At 67.0% G+C, this 22,675-nt stretch carries 19 protein-coding genes; 11 read left to right on the plus strand and 8 right to left on the minus strand.

Annotated features, from left to right (window positions below; all coding sequences use genetic code 11):
• Positions 1-74: 74 nt before the first annotated feature.
• On the minus strand, positions 75-4,421 hold the full coding sequence (locus tag AC56LG_RS22165; protein WP_497168189.1) for a DEAD/DEAH box helicase: 4,347 nt from the start codon (positions 4,419-4,421) through the stop codon (positions 75-77).
• 1,082 nt (positions 4,422-5,503) lie between these two features.
• On the minus strand, positions 5,504-6,418 hold the full coding sequence (locus AC56LG_RS22170) for an alpha/beta fold hydrolase (protein WP_497168190.1): 915 nt from the start codon (positions 6,416-6,418) through the stop codon (positions 5,504-5,506).
• 283 nt (positions 6,419-6,701) lie between these two features.
• On the opposite strand from AC56LG_RS22170, the gene AC56LG_RS22175 reads away from it, so the two are divergent.
• The 4 genes from AC56LG_RS22175 (at position 6,702) to AC56LG_RS22190 (ending at position 9,908) form a co-directional block, all read left to right on the plus strand.
• Entirely contained in the window at positions 6,702-7,514 is an 813-nt protein-coding gene (locus AC56LG_RS22175; protein ID WP_497168191.1) for a creatininase family protein, read from the plus strand.
• A 77-nt stretch (positions 7,515-7,591) separates the two neighbouring features.
• A complete protein-coding gene (locus AC56LG_RS22180; RefSeq protein WP_497168332.1) occupies positions 7,592-8,773 on the plus strand; it encodes a YncE family protein in 1,182 nt (393 codons plus the stop codon).
• A 41-nt stretch (positions 8,774-8,814) separates the two neighbouring features.
• Positions 8,815-9,615, plus strand: a complete 801-nt coding sequence (locus tag AC56LG_RS22185) for a ferritin-like domain-containing protein (RefSeq protein ID WP_497168192.1) — start codon at positions 8,815-8,817, stop codon at positions 9,613-9,615.
• A 98-nt stretch (positions 9,616-9,713) separates the two neighbouring features.
• Positions 9,714-9,908, plus strand: a complete 195-nt coding sequence (locus AC56LG_RS22190; RefSeq protein ID WP_497168193.1) for a YqaE/Pmp3 family membrane protein — start codon at positions 9,714-9,716, stop codon at positions 9,906-9,908.
• On the opposite strand, the gene AC56LG_RS22195 is transcribed toward AC56LG_RS22190, so the two are convergent.
• Complete coding sequence (locus AC56LG_RS22195) at positions 9,880-11,094, minus strand: MFS transporter (RefSeq protein WP_497168194.1); 1,215 nt, start codon at positions 11,092-11,094, stop codon at positions 9,880-9,882. The genes AC56LG_RS22190 and AC56LG_RS22195 overlap by 29 nt on opposite strands.
• A gap of 106 nt (positions 11,095-11,200) precedes the next feature.
• On the opposite strand from AC56LG_RS22195, the gene AC56LG_RS22200 reads away from it, so the two are divergent.
• From AC56LG_RS22200 to AC56LG_RS22225, 6 genes are all read left to right on the plus strand, one after another.
• A complete protein-coding gene (locus AC56LG_RS22200) occupies positions 11,201-12,133 on the plus strand; it encodes a LysR family transcriptional regulator (RefSeq protein ID WP_497168195.1) in 933 nt (310 codons plus the stop codon).
• On the plus strand, positions 12,130-12,714 hold the full coding sequence (locus AC56LG_RS22205; protein ID WP_497168196.1) for a flavin reductase family protein: 585 nt from the start codon (positions 12,130-12,132) through the stop codon (positions 12,712-12,714). Before AC56LG_RS22200 ends, AC56LG_RS22205 begins: the two co-directional genes overlap by 4 nt.
• 157 nt (positions 12,715-12,871) lie before the next feature.
• Complete coding sequence (locus AC56LG_RS22210; protein ID WP_497168333.1) at positions 12,872-13,573, plus strand: pirin family protein; 702 nt, start codon at positions 12,872-12,874, stop codon at positions 13,571-13,573.
• A 540-nt stretch (positions 13,574-14,113) separates the two neighbouring features.
• On the plus strand, positions 14,114-15,283 hold the full coding sequence (locus AC56LG_RS22215) for a sialidase family protein (protein WP_497168197.1): 1,170 nt from the start codon (positions 14,114-14,116) through the stop codon (positions 15,281-15,283).
• On the plus strand, positions 15,283-16,002 hold the full coding sequence (locus AC56LG_RS22220) for a hypothetical protein (RefSeq protein ID WP_497168198.1): 720 nt from the start codon (positions 15,283-15,285) through the stop codon (positions 16,000-16,002). Before AC56LG_RS22215 ends, AC56LG_RS22220 begins: the two co-directional genes overlap by 1 nt.
• 3 nt (positions 16,003-16,005) lie before the next feature.
• Entirely contained in the window at positions 16,006-16,812 is an 807-nt protein-coding gene (locus tag AC56LG_RS22225) for a hypothetical protein (protein WP_497168199.1), read from the plus strand.
• 76 nt (positions 16,813-16,888) lie between these two features.
• Here AC56LG_RS22225 and AC56LG_RS22230 read toward each other — a convergent pair whose 3' ends face one another.
• The gene (locus tag AC56LG_RS22230; protein ID WP_497168200.1) at positions 16,889-17,380 is read right to left on the minus strand and encodes a porin family protein; all 492 of its coding nucleotides are present in this window, start codon (positions 17,378-17,380) and stop codon (positions 16,889-16,891) included.
• A gap of 114 nt (positions 17,381-17,494) precedes the next feature.
• The gene (locus AC56LG_RS22235; RefSeq protein WP_497168334.1) at positions 17,495-18,487 is read right to left on the minus strand and encodes an aldo/keto reductase; all 993 of its coding nucleotides are present in this window, start codon (positions 18,485-18,487) and stop codon (positions 17,495-17,497) included.
• Between the two features lie 170 nt (positions 18,488-18,657).
• Here AC56LG_RS22235 and AC56LG_RS22240 point away from each other — a divergent pair, with 170 nt between their 5' ends.
• Positions 18,658-19,632: an IS1595 family transposase gene (locus tag AC56LG_RS22240; protein ID WP_497168201.1), complete on the plus strand. Its 975-nt coding sequence runs from the start codon at positions 18,658-18,660 to the stop codon at positions 19,630-19,632.
• Between the two features lie 60 nt (positions 19,633-19,692).
• Here AC56LG_RS22240 and AC56LG_RS22245 read toward each other — a convergent pair whose 3' ends face one another.
• From AC56LG_RS22245 to lpdA, 3 genes are all read right to left on the minus strand, one after another.
• Positions 19,693-20,205 carry a porin family protein gene (locus tag AC56LG_RS22245; RefSeq protein WP_497168202.1) on the minus strand — a complete coding sequence of 171 codons (513 nt, stop codon included), beginning with the start codon at positions 20,203-20,205 and terminating at the stop codon, positions 19,693-19,695.
• 221 nt (positions 20,206-20,426) lie between these two features.
• A complete protein-coding gene (locus AC56LG_RS22250; protein WP_497168203.1) occupies positions 20,427-21,032 on the minus strand; it encodes a PEP-CTERM sorting domain-containing protein in 606 nt (201 codons plus the stop codon).
• 241 nt (positions 21,033-21,273) lie between these two features.
• On the minus strand, positions 21,274-22,671 hold the full coding sequence (gene lpdA, locus AC56LG_RS22255) for a dihydrolipoyl dehydrogenase (RefSeq protein WP_497168204.1): 1,398 nt from the start codon (positions 22,669-22,671) through the stop codon (positions 21,274-21,276).
• Between the last annotated feature and the right edge of the window lie 4 nt (positions 22,672-22,675).

The raw sequence follows: 22,675 nt of genomic DNA on the forward strand, positions 1-22,675 counted from the left end.
GATCGCAACCAATTGTTTTTTTATTACAACAGTAAAATAAATGCTGTGCCAGCGCGCTACGCCGTGGGCGGTCCCTAGTATCGGCCGACCAGGCGCCCGTGCAGCAGTTCGCGCTCGGTCCCGGGATCGACCAGGTAGTTGATCTTCCCGGCGACCACGGTCGCCACCGGCACGCCGTCGCGGAACAGGATGCGGTTGGCGCCCAGCGCCGGCACTTTGTCGCCCGGCAGCAGGGTGCCGCACAGGTTGAGCGGGTCGACACCCGAGATGCAGACCAGCGAGCCGTCGAGCGGCCGGCGGCGCACTTCGCGCAGCAGCGGGATCGCCTCGGGCAGCGCGAACTGCTCGCCCGAGAAGCCGGCGACGAAACGCCCGCCGCGGATCTCGCCGCGGGCCTCCAATCGGTGAAAGACCGGCAGCAGCTCGCGCCAGGACGGCATCCAGGCGGCCTCGCGTTCGAGCAGGCGCCAGAACATCACGCCGTAGCGGCGCAGCAGGGTCATGGCGACGTAGTCGAGCGTCTCGGGGTCGAGCTTGCGCTGGCGCGCGGCGGGCCCGGTTTCTTCAGGCTCGCTGCGCCGCACCAGCGCCCAGCGGCCGGCTTCTTCCATCGTCGGACCGGCGCCGCGGCGGCGTTTTTTATCCGCATTTTCCCTCTTGGCGCGTTTCGCGGCGGGCAGCAGCATCGCCCGCAGGCCGACGAAACTGTCCGCATTCGCGAGGCCAGTCGCCACCAGTTCGCCGAGCGCGGCCTCCAGTTCGACCGGCATCATGCGCGCGTCGAACTGGAGTTCGTCGAAGAACATGGCGCCGTCGCGGCGCAGCGCGTCCAGCACCTTCGCGGCGCGCGGGGAAAGGTCGAGCGGGCTGGCGGTCGGACCGGCCGGCAGCGGCAGCGTGTGCCAGCGCGCCACCTGGCGGCGCGGCAGCAGCACGATCGGCGTCGCCCGCACCGGACCGCCGGCGGCGGCGCGCGGGGCGTCAATGCGGGTCCAGACGATCTTGCCGGCGCGGCACAGTTCGTCCAGCCAGAGCAGCGAGTAGTCGCGCAGGCGCAGCGCCAGCAGGTCCGCCTCCCAGGCGCCGGCGGCGGCCTCGTAGCCTTCCATCTGCGCCAGCAGCAGGGGCAGCGCGTCCTCGCCGCGCCATTGCGTGTCTTCGGTCAGGTGCTGCCAGTCGAACAGGAAGCGCAGGAAGTCGCGCACCTCGACCGGCTCGATCTCGCGCCGCAAGCGCTTGATGGTGTAGCGGTGAATGCGCGCCAGCAGGTGCCGTTCGCACCATTCCTCTTCTTCGGCGCCGGGCGTGAAGCGCCCGCGCATGACGTAGCCTTCGGCTTCCAGCGCGCCGAGGGCGATCGCCGCCGTGCTCTCGGGCAGTGCCAGGGCGGCGGCAATGGCGGGCAGGGTCTGCGGCCCGAAGCCGGTCAATCTCGCGCGCACCAGTTCGACCAGGGCGGCGTCGCGCGTCCAGGGGGCGCCGTCGTTGCCGCGGTGGCTGTCGGGGATGCTCAGCACCGGGTTGGTTTCGGCGTCGGGATACGCCGCCAGCACCAGGTCGAGCCGTTCCAGCGCCGCCCAGGCCTGCAAGCCATTGGTCCGTATGCGCGTGGCGCGCCCGGCTTCGGCCAGGTCTTCCAGCCACAGCGCCCAGCCTTCGCGTGCGCGCGCTTCGCCCTGGGTGATCAGCGCCAGCGCCACCAGCGCTTCCTGCACTTCGTCGCTGTTGCGCGCCGCCGGCCAGGCTTCCTCGGCCACCCCGGCGATCGCGTCGAGATCGAGTGCGCCCATATCGTCGGTTGTCGCCGGATCGCTCCAGCGGCGGTTGATCACGGCCTGGGTGCGCCGTTCTTCGAGGGGCGCGTCGTCGAGAAAGGCGTAGGGGCGGGCATTGAGGATCTCGGCGGCAAGCGGCGAGGGCGCCGGCAGGTCGCGCGCCACCAGCCGAATGGCGCCGGTCTCGATGCGGCGCAGGAGTGACAGCCAGCCTTCGCTGTCCATCGCCTCGTGCAGGCAATCGTCCAGCGTCTGCGCCACCAGCGGGTGGTCGGGCAGCTCGCGGTCGCCGGCGATGTTTTCCAGGCAGGCGGCGCCGTCGGGGAAGATCGAGGCCAGCAGATCGTCGCTCTTCATGCGCTGCAGCTGGGGCGCGACCTTGCGCCCGCCGGCAAAACGCGGCAGCGCCAGCGCCGTGGTCGCGTTCCAGCGCCAGCGCACGTTGAACAGCGGCGCATCGAGCAGCGCCTGTACCAGGATCGGTTCGGCCGTGGCCGATTTCAGGTAGCGCCAGACCTCGTCGAGCGGGAAGCTGTGGCTGGTCGAGAGCGAGAGGATGATCGCATCTTCGGTGGCCGCGGCCTGCAGTTCGAAGTTGAAGGTGCGGCAAAAGCGTTTTCTCAGCGCCAGGCCCCAGGCGCGGTTGATGCGGCTGCCGAAGGGGCTGTGCAATACCAGCTGCATGCCGCCGGATTCGTCGAAGAAGCGTTCCATCACCAGTGTGTCGTGGGTCGGCAGCGCGCCCAGGGCCGCGCGCGAACGGGCCAGGTAGTCGACGATCTGGCGCGCCGCGTCCTCGTTCAGGCCGAGGTGTTCGTCGAGCCAGTCCACCGCCAGGTCGAGTGCAGCCTCGCCGCTGCCGCGCGCGAGTTGCGCCTCGATCTCCGCGCGCAGGCGCGCCACGCCCAGCGACAGTTCGTCGCTGCGCCCCGGCGCTTCGCCATGCCAGAACGGAATGTTGGGCGCGGCGCCGCCGGCGTCTTCCACCCGCACCTTGCCCGCTTCCACCTTCATGATGCGGTAAGAGGTATTCCCGAGCTGGAAGACGTCGCCAGCCAGGCTCTCGACCGCGAAATCTTCGTTCACCGTGCCGACCGACAGGCCGGCCGGTTCCAGCAGCACCGTGTAATCGGCGTTTTCCGGAATCGTGCCGCCCGAGGTGACGGCGGCCAGCTTGCCGCCGCGCCGGCCGCGCAGCGACTGCGTTGCGGCGTCGCGGTGGATGTAGGCGCCGCGCACGCCATTGCGCGTGGTGTAGCCTTCGGCCAGCATGCGCAGCAGCGCGTCGTAGCGGCTGCGTTCCAGGTCCGCATACGGCGCGGCGCCGCGCAGCAGATCGAACAGGGCGGTTTCTCCCCATTCCTGGCACGCCACTTCGGCCACGATCTGCTGGGCCAGCACGTCGAGCGGCGCGCGCGGGATGCGCAGCACGTCGAGTTCGCCGCGGCGCACGCAGTCGAGCAGCGCGGTGCATTCGATCAGGTCGTCGCGCGAGGTCGGGAACAGCCGGCCTTTCGGCGTGCCGCCGACCTGGTGGCCCGAGCGGCCGACGCGCTGCAGGAAGGCTGCGATGTTGCGCGGCGAGCCGACCTGGCAGACCAGGTCGACGTCGCCGATGTCGATGCCCAGTTCCAGCGAGGCGGTCGCTACCAGCACCTGCAGCTCGCCGCGCTTCAGGCGCTGCTCGGCGTCCAGCCGGTATTCCTTGGCCAGGCTGCCGTGGTGGGCGGCCACGTGCTCGCTGCCGAGGCGGTCGCCCAGGTGGCGCGCCACGCGCTCGGCCATGCGCCGGGTGTTGACGAAAATGAGCGTGGTCCGGTGCAGCACCACCAGGTCGCGCATGCGGTCGTAGACGCGTTCCCACACTTCGTTCGGCATCACCGCGTCGAGCGGCACCGGCGGCAGTTCCAGCGCCAGGTCGCGCGCACGCACGTGGCCGACGTCGACCACGGCGCAGTCGCCGCCTCTGCGGCCGACCAGGAAGTCCGCCACCAGCGACAACGGCCGTTGGGTAGCGGACAGGCCGATGCGCACCGTGCGCCGTCCGCACAGTGCGTCGAGCCGCTCCAGGCTGAGCGCCAGGTGGCTGCCGCGCTTGCTGCCGGCGACGGCATGGATCTCGTCGACGATCACGGTGCGCACGGTCGAGAGCATCGCGCGCCCGCTGGTCGAGCCGAGCAGCACGTACAGCGATTCCGGCGTCGACACCAGGATGTGCGGCGCTCGCTTCCTCATCGCGTTGCGCTCGGCCGTGGTGGTGTCGCCGGTGCGCACGGCGGTGCGGATGCCGTGCGGCGGCAGCCCCATCGCCTGCAACTGGGCGCCGATGCCTTCGAGCGGGCCTTGCAAGTTGACGCGGATGTCGTTCGACAGCGCCTTCAGCGGCGACACGTACAGCACCTGGGTCTCGTCCGGCAGCGCGCCGTCTTCGCTCTCGCGCACCAGGGCGTCGATCGCGGCCAGGAAGGCGGTCAGCGTCTTGCCCGAGCCGGTCGGCGCCGCGACTAGGGTCGGGCGCCCGGCCTGGATCAGCGGCCAGGCGCGCAACTGGGCTTCGGTGGCGCCGGGGAAGCTGGCGGCGAACCAGGCGGCGACGGCGGGGTGGAAGTCGTGCTGCAGGCGGTGAGAGGGGGCGCGGTCGTTCATCCGTGATAGGTGGGGTCGCTTGCGCCGATGGCAAGACAAGAGGCAGAGCACAAAGAAAAGCCAACCCCAGCAGGTATTTAAAAAAAACTTTTATGTTCACCCTCATTACCGTATTGCCAGATCCAGTCAACACGGAAAGCGTCCAATTCCTTGTTGACGGCGTATAAGTGACGTGTGCTGGAGTGCCATGCTCCTTACTGCGACATTAATTCATTAATCATCGAGACCGATAATTGCTAAGGACTGGTCAGCGACATGCGATGTTGATCTCGCAGTCCGCGAGCTGGCTAAATAGGCCTCGTGTTCAATTAATTCTTGAAATCATGTACATTACGTGCGATTATTTCCACATGGAAATAACCGACCGGAGGAAACTATGGGAATGTGGGATAAGTTAAAAGATGCTAGTGGTGAGTGGGTAAGTCAACAAGCGCGAAAAACCGACAGCATGCTTGACAATGTTGAGCGAGAACGGGCGGGGCGACTAAGCGCGGAACAACAGAGTAAGATTGCGCAAGCTCGTTATGACGCTGAACGTATGCGTGAATTCGCAGAACGGCGTCGTCAAGACCGTGAACTACGCGGATCGTGAAAAACAGGCGCCATTAAGGAGATTAACGTGAGCGAAAAATTTAAGCCGGGAACTGCTCCACAGAAGGCTGGAGGCCCGGTTGTCAAGACTGGACCGACAGCTGGCAACATCCGTAGCCGTAATGATGATGGCCAGTGGCGTGCGAAGCGTTCTGACGCTGGAGTTCCGCGGAAAAAGTAAAAACGCAAGACAGTCTTTAGTGGGGCTTGCGGGATAACTTCCTTTGCTCTGCAAAATTCAGACGTGTATCGACGTAGCAGTCGGCTCATTTTACGGTACCGCTTATGCGGTACCTTTTTCTGTTTTCACGACTTAATGTCCGCACTGCCAGGCTCGATTCACCACCTAACGCTCAATCAATATTGGACGCGTTCAGCCAGAAGGTCTCAGCCTGCAGCGAATTGACGATATGGCGTTAGGTGTGGCCCGGTGAGCTCGCTTTGATAAAACTGCTAGGCTATACGGCTACGATGCTCGGCGATCTGTGTCCTTACTTACTATTAGCAAAGGACTGCACCGCCTTCATAATCGCCTCCGGTGCTTCCTCCATCAGCCAGTGCCCCGCCTCGGGAATTACCAGCTCGGTCACGTTGACCGCCGCGTTGCGCATCACCACCACTTCACTCGTTCCGAACAACTTGCCCCCGCCGATCGCCAGCACGGGCATGGTCAGCTTTTGCCGCGCAATGGCCTTACGGTTGTCGTCGACGTCGGTCGGGAAGCTAAGGAACTGGGCAAAGGCCGCGCGCATGGCGCCGGGACGCACATACAGGGCGGCATAATGGGCATGGGTCGCTTCGTCGATCTTGTTCGGGTCGCCGGCGAACTCGTTCCAGAAGCGGTCGAGGTAAATGCGCTCGCGCCCGGCCACCAGCCGTTCCGCATCCGGCCCGCCGAACGAAAAATGCCACAGCTGCGGGCTGCGCACGATCTGGTCCCAGGGCGCGATGCCCGGCACCGGCGCATCCATCACCACCAGGCGCCGGGTTTTAGTTGGGTAGCGCGCCGCATAGGCAAAGGCGACCATGGTGCCGATGTCGTGGCCGACGATCGCGGCCGCGTCGATGCCGAGCTTGGCCAGCACCGCGCGCACGTCGGCGGCCTGGGTCCACTTGTCGTAGCCGCCGACCGGATGCGAGGACAAACCCATGCCGCGCAGGTCGGGCACGACCACGGTGTGGGTGGCGGCCAGCCTGGCGGCGAGCGGCGACCACATCGCGCCGGTGTCGCCGAAGCCGTGCAGCAGCACGACGGCGGGGCCCTTGCCGCCGACCACCACGTGCAGCGTGGCGCCGTCGACCGGGATCGTGCGCGCCTGGAACGACGGGGGGAAGGGCTGCACTTCGGCCAATGCCGGCAAGGCCAGCGCGGCGGCCAGCGCCGCCATTATGAGCAGTTTGCGCATGATCGAATCCTCGTCCAGGGTGCACGTCCCGGTCACGCACCGAGTGTGCTGCGCAATGCCCGGATCGGGTAGCCACCAAGTTCCGTATGAAGCTTCGGAAAAATCCGAACTGGTGGCAACTATCAGCCGCGGCGCGGCAGGTTTGCAACAACTGGCGCGAAGTTTCGCTGGCCGCCTGCCGCCGCACGGCAGGGCCGGCCTGGTTGCTCTACAATCGCGTCGAAGCGAGCGCGGCAGGTACTTCGCCCGCAGCGCAGCCACCCTTTCCGGGAAACGAATTACGATGCATTTTCTGCAGAACGCCTGGCGCCACACGCTGTTTGGGGCCGCCATGCTGGCCGCGCCGACCCTGGCGCTGGCCAGCCCGTCCACCAGCGTCTACGTCGAAGACCTGACCTCGCCCGAACTGCGCGCGCGCATCGCCGCCGGCACCACCACGGTGCTGGTGCCGATCGGCGGCACCGAACAGAGCGGACCGCATATCGCGCTCGGCAAGCACAATGTGCGCGCCCGCGTGCTGGCGGGCCGGATCGCGCGCAGCCTGGGCGACGCGGTGGTGGCGCCGACGATTGCCTACGTGCCCGAAGGCGCCATCGCGCCGCCGCGCGGGCACATGCGCTTCGCCGGGACGATCTCGATTCCGGATGCCGCCTTCGAGGCGGTGCTGGAGGGAGCGGCGCGCAGCTTTTGCCGGCATGGCGTGCGCGACGTGTTCTTCCTGGGCGACCATGGCGGCTACCAGCGCAACGAAGAGAGGGTCGCCGCCCGCGTCAACCGCGACGGCGCCTGCCGCGTTCATGCGCTGCTCGACTATTACCGGGTGACGCAGACGGACTATGTCGCCGACCTGAAGCGCCACGGTGTCGGCGCCGCCGAGATCGGCATGCATGGCGGCCTGGCCGATACCGCGCTGATGCTGGCGATCGATCCGGCACTGGTGCGAGCCGACCTGCTCGGCGCCAGGGCAGCCGGCGAGGGTGTCGACGGCGATCCGCGCCGCGCCACCAGCGCGCTCGGCCAGGCGGGCGTCGAGCGCATCGTCGCAGCATCGGTCGCCGCCATCCGCGCCGCCCAAAAATCAACCAGGCAACCTTGAAGACCCCCACCGTGCAATACAAGCAAACCATTGCAGCCGCCGTCGTCCTCTCCATGCTGGCCGGCGGCGCCATCCTCATGCGCACCACCAAGGCGCCGATTCCCGCAGCGCTGCCCTTCGTCACCGTCGCCGGCATGCCGCCGGTGCCAGACCCGCGCAACCTGTACAGCGAAATCGGCGCCGGCCACCTGAGCGCGGCGGTGCGCGGCGACCTGGCGCGCATCTATGTGCCGAACCTGCGTTCGAACGACGTCAGCGTGATCGATCCGGCGACCATGAAGGTGGTCGACCGCTTCAAGGTCGGCCTGAGTCCGCAGCACGTGATCCCGTCCTGGGACCTGCGCACGCTGTGGGTGGCCAACAATGCGGAGCGCCAGGACACGGGCAGCCTGACGCCGATCGACCCGGTCACCGGCAAGCCGGGGCAGGCGATCGCCGTCGACGACCCCTACAACATGTATTTCACGCCCGACGGCAAATCGGCCATCGTGGTGGCCGAGGCGCGGCGCCGGCTCGACTTCCGCGATCCGCACACGATGGCGCTGCAGTACGCGATCGAGGTGCCCAAATGCGGCGGCATCAACCACGCCGAGTTCTCGATCGATGGCCGCTATGCGCTGTTCACTTGCGAGTTCGACGGCGCGGTGGCGAAGATCGACCTCACCACACGCTCGGTGCTGGGTTACCTGAAACTGACGATGCCGCAGACGCGCGTGCGCGAGGGTTTCGATCCGCGCAATCCGGGCGCCTCCGAAATCTGCACGACCAAGAAGGGCATGCCGCAGGACGTGCGCGTGTCCCCGGACGGCAAACGCTTCTACATCGCCGACATGAAGGCCGACGGCGTCCACATCGTCGACGGCGCCACGTTCAAGCAGGTGGGCTTCCTCGCCTCGGGTCCGGGCACGCACGGCCTGTACCCCAGCCGCGACGGCAAATTCCTGTTCATCACCAACCGCGGCACGCACCGCATCCACGGCAAGCGCCGTGGGCCGGGCAGCGTCGACGTGATGGAATTCGCCAGCGAAAAGATCGTCGCGCACTGGGTGATCCCGAACGGCGGCAGCCCGGACATGGGCAACGTCAGCGCGGACGGCAACTGGCTCTGGCTGGCGGGCCGCTTTGACGACGTGGTGTACCGCATCGACACGCGCGATGGCGCGGTGCGCCAGGTGAAGGTGGGCGGCGAGCCGCACGGGTTGACGGTCTGGCCGCAGCCGGGGCGCTATTCGCTGGGGCATACGGGGAACCTGCGCTAGCGGTTTGCTACACTGCCGCCTTTGACCGCCGAAGACTCACGATGGAAAGAGTGCCCGAACTGCGCGCCGCAGCGCTCGCCTGCCTGATCGAGACCGACCCGCAGAATAAAACGGCAGGCGTCGCCGCACTTGCGCAAGCCTTTGCCGCCGGTGCGGTCACGCTCGACAGCGCCGCCGTGCTGATTGAGACCGGCGCCATCCCCGGCCGTCCGGCCCGCCCCGAACTGGTGCCGCCGCGCCTGGTCGGGCGCCGCTCGATGGCGACGCTGGAAGGCCGCGCCATGCTGGTGCACGCGCTGGCCCACATCGAATTCAATGCGATGAACCTGGCGCTCGATGCGCTGTGGCGCTTCCCCGGCATGCCCGCCGCCTATTACGCCGACTGGCTGCAGGTCTCGAACGAGGAGGCCTACCACTTCTCGCTGCTGGCCCGGCACCTGGCCACGCTCGGCTATGCCTACGGCGACTTCGCCGGCCACGACAGCCTGTGGGAGATGGTCGAGAAGACCAGGGGCGACGTGCTGGCGCGCATGGCCCTGGTGCCGCGCACGCTGGAAGCGCGCGGGCTGGACGCGATTCCACCCCTGCGCGCCAAGCTGGCCCAGGCCGGCGACGCGGCGGTGGCCGCCATCCTCGACATCATCCTGCGCGACGAGGTCGGGCACGTCGAGATCGGCAATCGCTGGTACGGTTTCCTGTGCACGGCGCGCGGCCTGCCGCTGCGCGCCACCTACGACGAGCTGGTCGTACGCTACAAGGCGCCGGTCCTGAAAGGCCCGTTCAACCTGGAAGCACGCCGGCGCGCCGGTTTTACGGAAGAGGAACTGGCCCGCTTCGCGTGATGCGGTGCTCGGCAGCTGCGCGATACGTGATAAGGTCACCACGAACCGACGATGGCGGCACTGCCATCGTTTCACCGACCAGACCGAAAGGAGTCCCCATGCGTTTTCTGATTGCCCTCATTCTTCCGTGGCTCACCTTCTTCACAATCGGCCGCCCGATGGCCGGCATCATCTGCCTCATCCTGCAGGTGACCCTGATCGGCTGGCTGCCCGCCGCCATCTGGGCCGTGTACGCGCTGAGCCAGTACAACACCGACAAGAAGATCAAGGAAGCCGGGCTGCACCGGGGTTGACGCGGCGCGTGCCCGTCCATTCGCTGATCCAGTACATCAATCCCGCCGCCGGGAAAGCCATCCCGGCCAGCAGCGCCGCCTTCCAGCCATGGTGCGCAAGCACCCAGCCGCCCAGCGCCGAACCGAGCGCGCCGCCGGCAAAGAAGAGGGCGAAGAAGATCCCGTTCAGGCGGCTGCGCACCTCCGCGCCAAGAGCAAAGATGGCGCGCTGGCCCAGCACCAGGTTCGCTGCCACGCCCATGTCGAGCACGATCGACGCGATCACCAGCAGGCCGAGCGCCACATTGCGCGACTCCGGGCTCACCAGCGGCAGCGCGAAGCCGGCCACGCCCAGCAGCAGGGCGGCGGCGGTGGCGACCAGCGTATGGCCGCGGTCGGCCAAGCGTCCGGCGATCGGCGAGGCCACCGCGCCGGCCATGCCGACCAGGGCAAAGATGGCGATGCCGGTCTGCGACAGCCCGAACAGCGGGCCGGCCAGCACCAGCGGCGTCACGGTCCAGAACAGGCTGAACGACGCGAACATGGCGGCGTGGTAGGCCGCGCGCCGGCGCAGCACCGGCGTGGTGGCGAGCAGCTGCCACATCGAGCCGATCAGGCGGGCGTAGGGCAGGGCCGAATCGGGCCGGCGCTGCGGCAGGCGCGCGCGCAGCACGAAGGCGAGGGCGGCGATTGCCAGCGCCGCACCGCCGTACACGGCATGCCAGCCCAGGTGGTCGGCCACCAGGCTCGCCGCCGGGCGCGCCAGCATGATCCCCAGCAGCAGCCCGCTGACGACCTTGCCGACGGTCTGGCCGCGGGTCGCTTCTTTCGACAGGTGCGCCGCGAACGGCACCAGCACCTGGGCCGCGACCGAGCCGAGTCCGATGCCGAGCGAGGTCGCCAGGAACAGCCAGGCGCTCGAACTGAACGCGGCGGCGGCCAGCATGGCGGACGTCGCCAGCAACAGGACGAACACCAGCTTGCGGTTTTCGAGCAGGTCGCCGAGCGGCACGATGAACAGCAGGCCGAGCGCGTAGCCGACCTGGGTCAGCGTGACGATCAGGCCGGCCGCATCGAGCGAGAGGCCGGTGCTGGCCGCGATCGGGCCGACCAGGGTTTGGGCATAGTACAGGCTGGCGACGATGAGGCCGGCGGCAAGGGCCAGCAGGCGGGTCATGCCGGGCGAGATATCGGTAGTGGGCGTCATGGCGATTCCTTGTTCGTATGCGGCCATTCTAGAGCAGGCGATTGGAAAGATAATTACTCCGAATCCTGCTATACAATTCACTTTTCATGAACAATCCAGGGCGCCGATGGACCGCATCAAAGCCATGCAGACCTTTGTCCGTATCGTCGAGGCCGGCAGTTTTACGCGCGCGGCCGAAACGCTCGACCTGCCGCGCGCCTCGCTGACGGCCACCATGCAGAACCTGGAAGCCTGGCTCGGCACCCAGCTGCTGCTGCGCACGACGCGTTCGATTTCGCTCACCACCGATGGCGCCGCGTATTACGCGCAGTGCGTGGAGATCCTGGCGGCGGTCGAGGCGGCCGAGGCGCCGTACCGCGGCAGCGCCGGCAGTCCCCAGGGACGTTTGCGCGTGGCGCTGCCGGGCGCCGTCGGCCGCCGGGTGGTGGTGCCGCGCATCGGCGAGTTTCACGCCCAGTACCCCGGCATCGAACTGGTGGTGTCCCTCAGCGACCGCGTCGCCGACCTGACGCGCGAAGGCATCGATTGCGCGCTGCGCGTGGGCGAACTCGACGATTCGGCCCTGATCGGGCGCCAGGTCGGCAGCATGTCGTTCGTGACCTGCGCGGCGCCGGCTTACCTCGCGCGCCACGGGACGCCTTCCAGTCTCGACGACCTCGAGCGGCATACCAGCGTTGTTCACTTCTCGGGACGTACCGGTCGCCCCTTCGACTGGGATTTCATCGTCGACGGCCAGCCGGTGCGGCGGCGCCTGGCGGGTGCGATCGCCGTCAACGACGCCGACGCCTATGTCAGCTGCGGCCTGCAGGGCCTGGGGCTGATCCAGGCCGCGGCATACATGGTGCAAGCGTACCTGGCGAGCGGCGCGCTGGTCGCGGTGCTGGCACACTTGCCGTCCGTGCCGATGCCGGTGTCGCTGGTCTACCCGCAAGGCCGCATCGCCAACCCGCGGTTGCGCGTGTTCGTGCAGTGGGTCGAGGCGCTGTTCGCGCTCGAACCGCACCTGGCCAGGCAACCCCCCTTTTTGGAGAATCCATGAACCCGCACATCCAGAGCGTCCCTTTAGAAAAAGCTTATCGACTACTGAACCATGGCCCGACGGTGCTGGTGTCGAGCCGTTTCGACGGCGTCGACAACGTCATGGCCGCCGCCTGGGCCTGCGCGCTCGACTTCGCGCCGCCCAAGCTGACCGTGGTGCTCGACAAGGCCGTCAAGACGCGGGAACTGGTCGAGGCCAGCGGCCGCTTCGTGGTGCAGGTGCCGACCGTGGCGCTGCTCGACTTGACCAACGAAGTGGGCAACCGCAGCCTGGCCGGGCATCCGGACAAGCTGGTCGAGGCCGGTGTCGAACTGCTGCGCCTTGCGGGCGATACGCTGCCGTTCGTGGCCGGCTGCGCGGCCTGGCTCGAATGCCGACTGGTACCGGAGCCGCACAATCAGTCCAGCTACGACCTGTTCATCGGCGAAGTCGTGGCCGCCTGGGCCGACGAGCGGGTGTTCCGCGACGGGCACTGGCATTTCGAAGACGCGGGTCCGGAGTGGCGCAGCATCCACCACGTGGCCGGCGGCCACTTCTATGCGATCGGCGAACCGATGCATGCCCGCAGGGCCGACGAATAAGCCGTTCGAAAATTTCGATGATAGGTCTGCAAACTACTCGCTTTTTGTTCGCCAGGCAGGCGCGCATAATGCAACACATGCACAACACGGCACGGCCAGATTGAACAGGAGCCCAGGTTCGAATCGTTCGAACAGCCGAGAACAAAAGGAGCGCATGATGTTGAAAGTACGTAAAAGCGAAGACCGCGGCGTCGCCAATTTCGGTTGGCTCGATTCGAAACACACCTTTTCGTTCGGCCACTACCAGGATCCGGCGCACATGGGCGTCGGGCCGCTGCGCGTCATCAACGAGGACCGCGTGTCCGCCGGCCGCGGCTTCGATTCGCACGGCCACCGCGACATGGAAATCATCTCGTACGTGCTCGACGGCGCGCTGGAACACAAGGACAGCATGGGCAACGGTTCCGTGCTGCGCTACGGCGACGTGCAGCGCATGAGTGCCGGTAAAGGCGTGGTGCACAGCGAATTCAATCATTCGAAAACCGAGCCGGTGCACTTCCTGCAGATCTGGATCCAGCCAGACGAGATCGGCGCCCCGGCCGGCTACGAAGAAAAGCACTTCGACGCCGCCTCGAAAACCGGCCGCCTGCGCGTGGTGGCATCCAAGGATGGACGCGAAGGTTCGGTCTCGATCCGCCAGGATGCCTCGATCTACGCGGCGATCCTGGACGGCGACGATGCGGTCAGCTTCCCGCTGCAACAGGGCCGTATCGGCTACGTCCACGTGGCGCGCGGTGCGTTGAACGTGAACGGCGTGGCCCTGAAGGCGGGCGATGCGGTGCGCATCGACGACGAGGCACGGGTCAGCCTCGATGGCGCGGCGGACGCGGAAGTGCTGTTGTTCGACCTGCCGCGCTAACAAGCTGGTGGGCGCAGCCCACCCTACGGACCATAGCTTTCTTGGGTCAACGATAACTGGCGCAAATCGTAGGGTGGACTCCGTCCACGCGGATGTACGGCCGCACGCCGCAACGCCTGTAAGCATGTTTCGATATGCGAACGCAGTACCGCGTGGGCGGAGCCCACCCTACGAGTGTGTGAAAAAATCGCCATGGCGGCGTTGCGCCGCCTTGCCCTGACAATCTTTTCACACACGCTACGGACAGTGGCATTTTTCGGCTAAGGACGGCATGGCCGTGGATGCGTCGGTTCGTTCGATGACCCACAGGGCCGCGTTATCGACATGGCCATTTCCGCTGTCCTTCCCGGGACTGCACACAACAATCTTCCCCTGGCCCGGCCATTTTTTTGCCCGCCTCGCCCGGCAGCGCCGATATCCGGCTAAAATCCCCGGTTTGAAATTGTTTGAAGGCAAGACGCAGCAGCCGGTTTTCGGCTGGCAGGCCGCGAGGATGCGTGCCGCGCCTGCCTGATACAGCCGACCTCTGCCACTACCCACATGCACAGTCACCGCACCCCGCCGCTGCGCCGCTGGACCCGGACCACCGTCGTCTCCTTACTGGCCGCGCTGGCCGTGCTGGCCGCGTTCGCGGCCGAAGCCGCGCGCTGGATGCGTGCGCCGGCGCCGCCGTCGCTGCTGTCGGCCGCCGCGGCCGATGCGCACGGGCAGGCGCGGCTGGTCGAACTGTCGAGTTCGCTGATTCCGATGCCGGCCAACACGCCGTCGGCGCACGCCAGTTCGCTCGCCACCGCCAACGGCGCCTTGCTCGCCTTCTGGTGGGCCGGCAGCCGCGAGAGCGGTCCGGATGTGAAGGTGTACGCCTCGCGCTCGCGCAACGGCAAGTGGAGCGCGCCCTGGGTCGTGGCCAGCCGCGAATCGCTGGGACGCGCACTCGGCTTCGGCGTGCGCCGCATCGGCAACCCGGTCGCCTGGACCGCGCCCGACGGCGCCGTCCACCTGTACGTCGTCGCCACCGGCCTGGGCGGATGGGCGGCGTCGCGCATCGCGCACATGGTGTCGGCGGACGATGGCGCCACCTTCGCCGTGCGCAGGCTGTTGCCGCTGTCGCCGCTGTTCAATACCAGCACGCTGGTGCGCACGGCGCCGGTCGCGGTCGCCGACGGCGGCTGGTGGCTGCCGGTGTATTTCGAACTCGGCATCAAGTACCCGATGGCGATGGCCTTCGATGCGCAGGGCGAACCGACCCGCGTCGTGCGCATCGGCGCGCGCATGTCGACGCTGCAGCCGACCATCGTGCCGGTGTCGCGCACCGAAGTGCGCGCCTGGATGCGCGACGCCAGCGACGAACAGCGGGTGCAGCACGCGCGCAGCGGCGACGGCGGCGCCAGCTGGGAAGACTTGCCGGCGCTCGACCTGCCCAACCACAGCACTTCGCTGGCGGCGCTGCGCCTGGCCAATGGCGACATCCTGATGCTGCATAATCACGTCGCCGTCAACGGCTCGGACCGCAGCATGCTGCGCCTGTCGATCTCGACCGACGGCCAGGTCTGGCGCACGGTCGCCGACGTCGCCAGCGGCAAGGCCGGCGACGAGTTCTCGTATCCGACCATGCACCAGGTCGGCGACAAGCTGCACATCACCTATACCCATCAGCGCGAAGCGATCGCGCACCACGCTTACCAGATCCAGATCGGGAAGGATACCTGATGACCCTGCCGGAATTCGCATTGCAAGCCGCCTATGGCCGGCTGGCCTGGGCGATCGTGCTCGCCGCCGCGCTGGCGGCGCTGTTGCCTCCGGCATGGCGCCGGCGGCGCGCGGCGATTGCCGCTGTGCTGGGCGGCGCCGGCCTGCTGCTGGCAGTCACGGGCGAGGGCAGCGTGGCTTATTGGCTCGGCCTGAGCTTCCAGTATCCGAGCGGCCTGCTGACCTTGCTGTGCCTGTTCAGCCTGCATGCGCGCTGGCGCGGGACGGCGCCCGGCGCCCTGGTGCCACGCGTGCTGGTGGCGCCGCTTGCGCTGGCCGGCGCCGTGCTCTATCTCGACGCCATGGGCGTACTCGCGCTCGGAATGTATTACGCCGGTTTCGGCCCGCTGGCGGCGCCGGTCCTGGCCCTGTGCGGCGCGGTTGCCTGTGCGCTGGCGCTCGTGCGCGGCCGCGGCGGGCGCCAGCACGCCGCGCTGCTGGGCGCGCTCGTGCTGTTCAGCCTGCTGCGCCTGCCGAGCGGCAACCTGTGGGATGCCGTGCTCGATCCGCTGCTGTGGGCCTGGGCAGTGGGCGCGGCGTTGCGCCAGGGCTTGCGCCGGCTGGCGCGCAGAAGGGCGCAGAATGCCGGTGCGCTACGCCCTGGCGGCGACCTGGCGAAAGAGGTGGCGGTAGCGCAGGTGGCGGCCCCGGCCGAATCGTTTTCATTAAGTAAGGAGTAATGCGTGACAAATAACAAATGGCAGACCCATCCGGTCATCCTGATGGCGATCGCCATCAATGTCTTTATCCTGGGCCTGGCCGTCGCCTGGTCCGGTCCCGACGCCAGGGCGCTGTGGCGCCTGCTCGGCGAAGACGGCATCGTCGAATGGATGCAGTTCCTGTGCTTCGCCGTGATCGCCGTGATGCTCGGCTTCGTGTTCGTCGAACGCCTGAAGCAGCCGGGAAGCTCGAAGTTCGAGCTGCTGGCCCTTGGCGGCCTGTCGGCCTTGGTGGCGCTGGCCGCGCTCGAGGAAGTCAGCTGGTTCCAGCGCGTGCTGGGGATCACCTCGCCCGAGTTCTTCGTCCAGAACAACCGCCAGGCCGAAACCAACCTGCACAACCTGGCGCTCGGCAGCGGGAGCCTGCACAAGACCGTGCTGCTCAAGCTGATCCTGATCGCGGGCCTGACCCACAACCTGGTGCTGCCCTTCCTGGCGCGCACCCGTCCCGGCCTCAAGCGCTGGATCGAATCGATGGGCCTGTACCTGCCGCCGCTGGGCGCGTCGGTCATCTACATCGTGCTGGTGGCGCTGTCGCACCTGCTGATCGAACATCCGCGCAAGGGCGAACTGGGCGAGATGTTCGGCGCCGTGCACTACCTGGCGACCGTGTTCTATGCCTATTACATCGGCCGCAACTACGAGAAGCCGGCCCTGTTTGCGGACGGTGAGACCAGCCGCCGCCTGTCGACCCTGTTCGCGGCGGCGATGGCTTTCCTGCTGCTGGTGTCCTGGCTGCTGGCTGCCGGCGTGGGTGCGACCGGCGCCTGAACGGTGCGAACCGACGCATAAAAAAAACCGGACTGCGCGAGCAGCCCGGTTTTTTTACGTCGGAACCGAATGAAGCTTAGAACTTGAAGGCGACGCCAGCGACGATCTTGGTGATCTCGGTGTCAGGCTTTTGCACTTCCAGGCGGCCGCTGACGACCGGCGAGAAGGCATAGCCCAGGCCGAGGCCGTACAGGGCGTTGTTGCTGTGGTCCTTGACCTTGTAGCCGAATTGCTTGTACTCGCCTTCGACGCGGTTGTAGCCGATGCGGCCGTACATGTCGAAGCCGCCGCTCAGCGGCACGGAGCCGACCAGCGAGATCGCGGTCTGGTCCAGGGTAACGTCGGCGCCGTCGATCTCGCTGTCGACCAGGCGGTTGAAGCCGGCTTCGACGGCGACGTTCGGATTGATCTTGTAGCCGATAAAGGCGCCGTAGCCGCCCTTGTCGTCGAAACCGGTGACCTTGGTCGAGGAGACGTCGACGCCGGCGTAGAACGGGGTTGGCTCGGCGGCGAAGGCGGCCGATGCGGCGGCGACGAGGGCGGTTGCGACTGCGATTTTCTTGAACATGGTAGTACCTTTTCTTGCGATAAATAAAGGCAGCCGAAACGCCATGTTTCGGCTGGGGCCATATTATCGCACGAACGTACTATTCCTTGCTTGGCAGCATGTCAATCGACGCTGCTAGGCTGCAGGCAGCGGCGCCTCGGGCGCGACCAGGCCCTCGGCTACCAGCTCCTGCCAGAACGCCGCCGGGATCGTCATCTCCATCAGCGTGGCATTGCGGCGCAGGTGCTGCGGGCTGCTGGCGCCGGGGATGGTCGCCGACACCACCGGGTGCGCCGCGCCGAACTGCAGTGCGGCGGCGGCCAGGTCGACGCCGTGGCGCGCCGCCACCTGGCGCAGGCGTTCGCGCTGCTGGTGCTTTTCCTGGCTGGCGGGCGCGTAGTCGTAATGGTCGCCGCCGGCCAGGAAGCCCGAGTTGAACGGCCCGCCCAGCACCACGCTGGCGCCGCGCCCGGCGCACAGGGGGAACAGTTCGGCCAGCGCCGTCGTCTCCATCAGCGTGTAGCGTCCGGCAAGCAGGAACACGTCGGGGTCGGAAGCCTCCAGTGCGCGCAGGCAGGGCTCGATGGTGTTGACGCCCATGCCCCAGCCCTTGATGACGCCTTGCTCGCGCAATTTGACCAGTCCCTCGAAGGCGCCGCCGGGGCCGGCGGCGATGCGCATGTAGCGCTCGTAATCGTCGCGGCCGAAGGCGTCGGGCGACAGGTCGTGCACGTAGACGATGTCGACGTGGCCGAGGGCGAGCCGCTGCAGGCTGTCCTCGACCGCACGGCGCGCGCCGTCGCTCGTGTAGTCGATCACGCGCCGGAACGGCAGCGCCGAGACGAAGGGCGCCGCGATTTCGCCGACCGGATCGGGCACCAGCAGGCGCCCGACCTTGGTCGAGAGCGTGTAGCTGTCGCGCGCGCGGCGGCGCAGCGCCTGCCCGAAGCGGTGTTCGGACAGGCCGGCGCCGTAGTGCGGCGCGGTGTCGAAGTAGCGGATGCCGGCATCCCAGGCGGCGTCGACCGTGGTGTGCGCCGCTTCGTCGCTGGTGGTCTTGTACATGTCGCCGAGGCCGGTGCCGCCAAGGCCCAGGCGCGTGATCGGTCGGTAACGCTGGTTCACGATGCGTCCTTTTTTGTCATGGAAGAGCGTCCATGATGCCCGCGGCAGTGGTGGGGCGGGCGCACGCTTGCTTTGACGAAAAAAAAGGCGCTGTCACCGTTCGCTATGGATGAGGATTGAACTGCTGAGCTGCCTGGCGGTCGAACCCGTATCGCCAACGATATGGATCTGCCATGAAAGCGCCAGGGTTCAAGAAGTGGTTTGCGGCATTGCCGACACTGAATCAGCCGCAGCGACTACGGGTACTCGATGCCTTGCGGCCGGCAGCCGGATTGCAGCAACTGCTCGCACTGATCGAACAATTGCGCGGACCCGGGCGCCGCTGCCCGCATTGCCGCTGTCCCGGCTGGCACCGCCATGGCCACGCGAACGGCCTGCAGCGCTATCGCTGCCGCGGGTGCCGGCGCACCTTCAACGACCTCACCGGCACGCCGCTGGCACGGCTGAGGTTGCGCGCCAAATGGCTCGATTACCTCGATGCGCTGCGCGCGTCGCGCCCGGTGCGCGCAGCGGCAGAGCAAACGGAGGTGCACCGCAATACCGCATTCAGATGGCGCCACCGGTTTCTCGACCGGGTCAAGGACGACCGGCCGGTGTGCCTGAACGGCATCGTCGAGGCCGACGAAATGTTTCTACGCGAGTCGCAGAAGGGATCGCGCAAGCTCGACCGGGCGCCGCGCAAGCGTGGCGGCGAGGCGGCAGAGCGCGGCATCTCGCGCGAACTCGACTGCATCCTGGTGGCGCGCGACCGCAGCGGCCAGACCATCGACGCCGTGACCGGGCGCGGCGCCTTGTGCAAGGCGCAACTCGAGCACCACTTGCTGCCCCACCTCGACCGGCAAGTGCTATTGGTTACCGACGCGCATGCGGCCTACCGCGCGTTTGCGCGTGCGCACGGCATTGCGCACCAGGCCGTCAACCTGCGCGCCGGCGAACGCGTCCGCCGCGAGGCCGCGGGCGCCATTCACGTGCAGAACGTGAATGCCTGGCATCGCCGCTTTCGCGAATGGCTGGCGCGGTTTCACGGGGTCGCGTCGCGTTATCTGCCGAATTACCTGGGCTGGCGCCGCGCGCTCGATGGTGGAAAGGTCACTTCCGCCGATCAATTGCTGCGTCTGACCATCGGCCCCATCAACAGCGAACGGTGACAGCGCCAAAAAAAACCGGGATGCGGCCGCATCCCGGTTCCGGTCTTGCCTCTGCGGCGCTTAGAAACGGAAGGCGACGCCGGCCAGCACGCGGGTCACGTCGCTCTCCGGCTTCTGCACTTCCACGCGGCCATGCACGACCGGCGTGAAGGTATAGCCCAGGCCGAGGCCGTACAGGGCATGCGAATCGTGTTCCTTGGCGCTGAAGCCGGCCACGCTGGCTTCGGCTTCCAGACGGTTGTAGCCGAGGCGGCCGTACACGTCGAAGCCATTCGACAGTGGCAGGCTGCCGATCAGCGACAGGTCGATCTGGTCGAGCGTCAGGTCGGTGCGCACGCCGGCGTAACGCACTTCGGTATCGGCCAGGCGGTGGTAGCCGCCTTCGATGGCAACGCCGGGAGTGAACTTGTAGCCGAAGAAGACGCCATAGCTGCCTTCGCGGTCTGCGCCCTTGATCTTGGTCGAGCCGGCGTCGATACCGGCGTAGAACGGCATCTGCTGCTGGGCGAGTGCGGCGGAGGAAGCGGCGAAGGCAGCGACTGCGACGGCCGCGGCGGCGATTTTCTTGAACATGACTGGGCTCTCTCTGTAGTGATACCGATGGTGGATGAGGGAGGCCGACAGCGGAAGCGTCGGCCGGCGCGGATTATCGCACGCTTTCCAGAACGACATCTTGACGCGGGGTTCGGGTGTGGCGCGGCGCCGACAGCGGCTTGAAAGAGTGGCCCGGAGGCGAAAAAAAGCCCGGCGCCGCGCATGCGCGCAAGGCCGGGCCGGTGCTTCAGGTCGACAGCTTAGTGTGCAGCGGCTTTCGCGGCGCGGCGGCGGCGGCCGTAGCCCATCGCCAGGGCGCCGACGCCCAGCAGCAGGGCGCTTGCCGGTTCCGGCACGTCGGTGCCTGGGCCCGGATCGACCGGCACTTCGACGTCGGGTTCGAAGGCGATGGTGATGGTGCCGAAGTTCCAGCGGCCATCCGGATCCACAGCGCCGTCGTCAAAGTCGTCATAGAACTCGACGCGCAGGATGCCGTCGGCGCCGACGTTGAACGACAGGCCTTCGTCGGCCAGGATCGTGCTCGCGTCGTACTGCGCCGTGCCTGCGAACGCATCTTCGAAGCCTGGGGTGAACAGCACGCCGTCAGTGACGCCCGAGTCGGTGATCGCAAACGCGATTTCCGACAGCCAGCTTGGGCTGAAGGCAGTCACGTTGACCGAATAGCTGACGTTGGTGATGGTGGCGTTCGCGCCGACGTTGTACTCGTACACGGTATTACGCGAGTCGCCGAATTCGCCGATGCTCTGGACGCCGGCGACATTGATGACGACTGGCGCAGCGAATACAGAGGTGCAGGCAAGGAACGACAGGCTGGCAAGCATTTTGGACATCGATTTCAGCGTCATGAAAATCTCCGGTTAGTGTGGACCCTACTATGAGCAACAAGCGTGCCAAGTTGTAAGTGTTATCCTACGTCATTGATTCCAATAAGAAAAATTGATATGCCTCAATACGAGTTGTAACTGTATGTAAGATTTATCGACAGAATCAGTCGGTATTCAAATGGAATACTTGGTATTGATTGCAGTACCTGAAACGAACAAAGGCGCCAGCGGCGCCTTTGCGATACGTGGTACGACGAGTGCGTCAGATGTGCAGTGCGTGTCCGAGCGCGCGCAGCGCCGCTTCCTGCACCGCTTCGCCCAGCGTCGGATGCGCGTGGATAGTGCCGCCGACGTCTTCCAGGCGCGCGCCCAGTTCGATCGAGTGGCTGAACGCCGTCGACAGTTCCGACACGCCGCGTCCGACCGCCTGCCAGCCGAGGATCAGGTGGTTGTCGCGCCGCGCCACCACGCGCACGAAACCGTCGGTCGACTCGATCGTCATTGCGCGCCCGTTCGCCGCGAACGGGAAGTTGGCGCTGATGGCGTCGATGCCGGCGGCGTCCGCCTCGCTCGGCACCATGCCGACCACGACCACTTCCGGATCGGTGAAGCAGACCGCCGGCATGGCGGCCGGCTGGAAGTGGCGCCGTTTGCCGGAGATAATCTCGGCCACCATCTCACCCTGGGCCATCGCCCGGTGCGCCAGCATCGGTTCGCCGGCCAGGTCGCCGATCGCCCAGACGTTGCGCATCGAGGTGCGGCACTGGTCGTCGATTTTCACTGCGCGCCCATTCATGTCGAGCTGCAGCGATTCGAGGCCCCAGCCGCCGGCGCGCGGACGGCGGCCGACCGCCACCAGCACGCGGTCGGCCGACAGGACGATCTCTTCGCCATTGGCTTCCTTGACGCGCACGCCGTCGCCGGCGGCGTTCAGGCCGAGCACCGAGGAACCGAGGCGCAGGTCGATGCCGAGGCGCTTCAACGCTGCGCCGACCGGCTTGGTCAGTTCGGCGTCATAGGCCGGCAGGATGCGATCCGCCGCTTCGATCACCGTGACTTCGGCGCCCAGCTTGCGGTAGGCCGTGCCCAGTTCCAGGCCGATGTAGCCGGCGCCGACCACCACCAGCTGCTTGGGGATGGTTTGCGGCGACAGCGCCTCGGTCGAGGACACCACCATGCCGCCGAAGGGCATGAAGGGCAGTTCCACCGCTTCCGAGCCGGCCGCGAGCAGCAGGTGTTCGCAGCGGATGCGCTGCAGCGCGCCGTCCGCGCCTTTGACTTCGACCGTCTTGCCGTCGAGGATGCGGGCGAAGCCGTTGATGACCTGGACGTCGTTCTTCTTCAGCAGCGCGCCGACGCCGCCGGTCAGCCGCTTGACGATGCCGTCCTTCCAGCCGACCGTGCGGGTGACGTCGATCGAGGGCGCGGCGGCCGAGATGCCGAGCGCCGAGCCGCTGGCGTAGTGGTTCGCCTTCTCGAATTCCTCGGCCGCGTGGATCAGGGCTTTGGAAGGGATGCAGCCGATGTTCAGGCAGGTGCCGCCCAGCTGGCCGGCCTCGACCAGGATGGTCGGGATGCCGAGCTGGCCGGCGCGGATGGCGGCGACATAGCCGCCGGGGCCGCCGCCGATGACGAGCAAAGTAGTTGTCAGTTGGTTCATCGGC

The organism is Telluria sp. ZB2R32, from assembly GCF_059685715.1.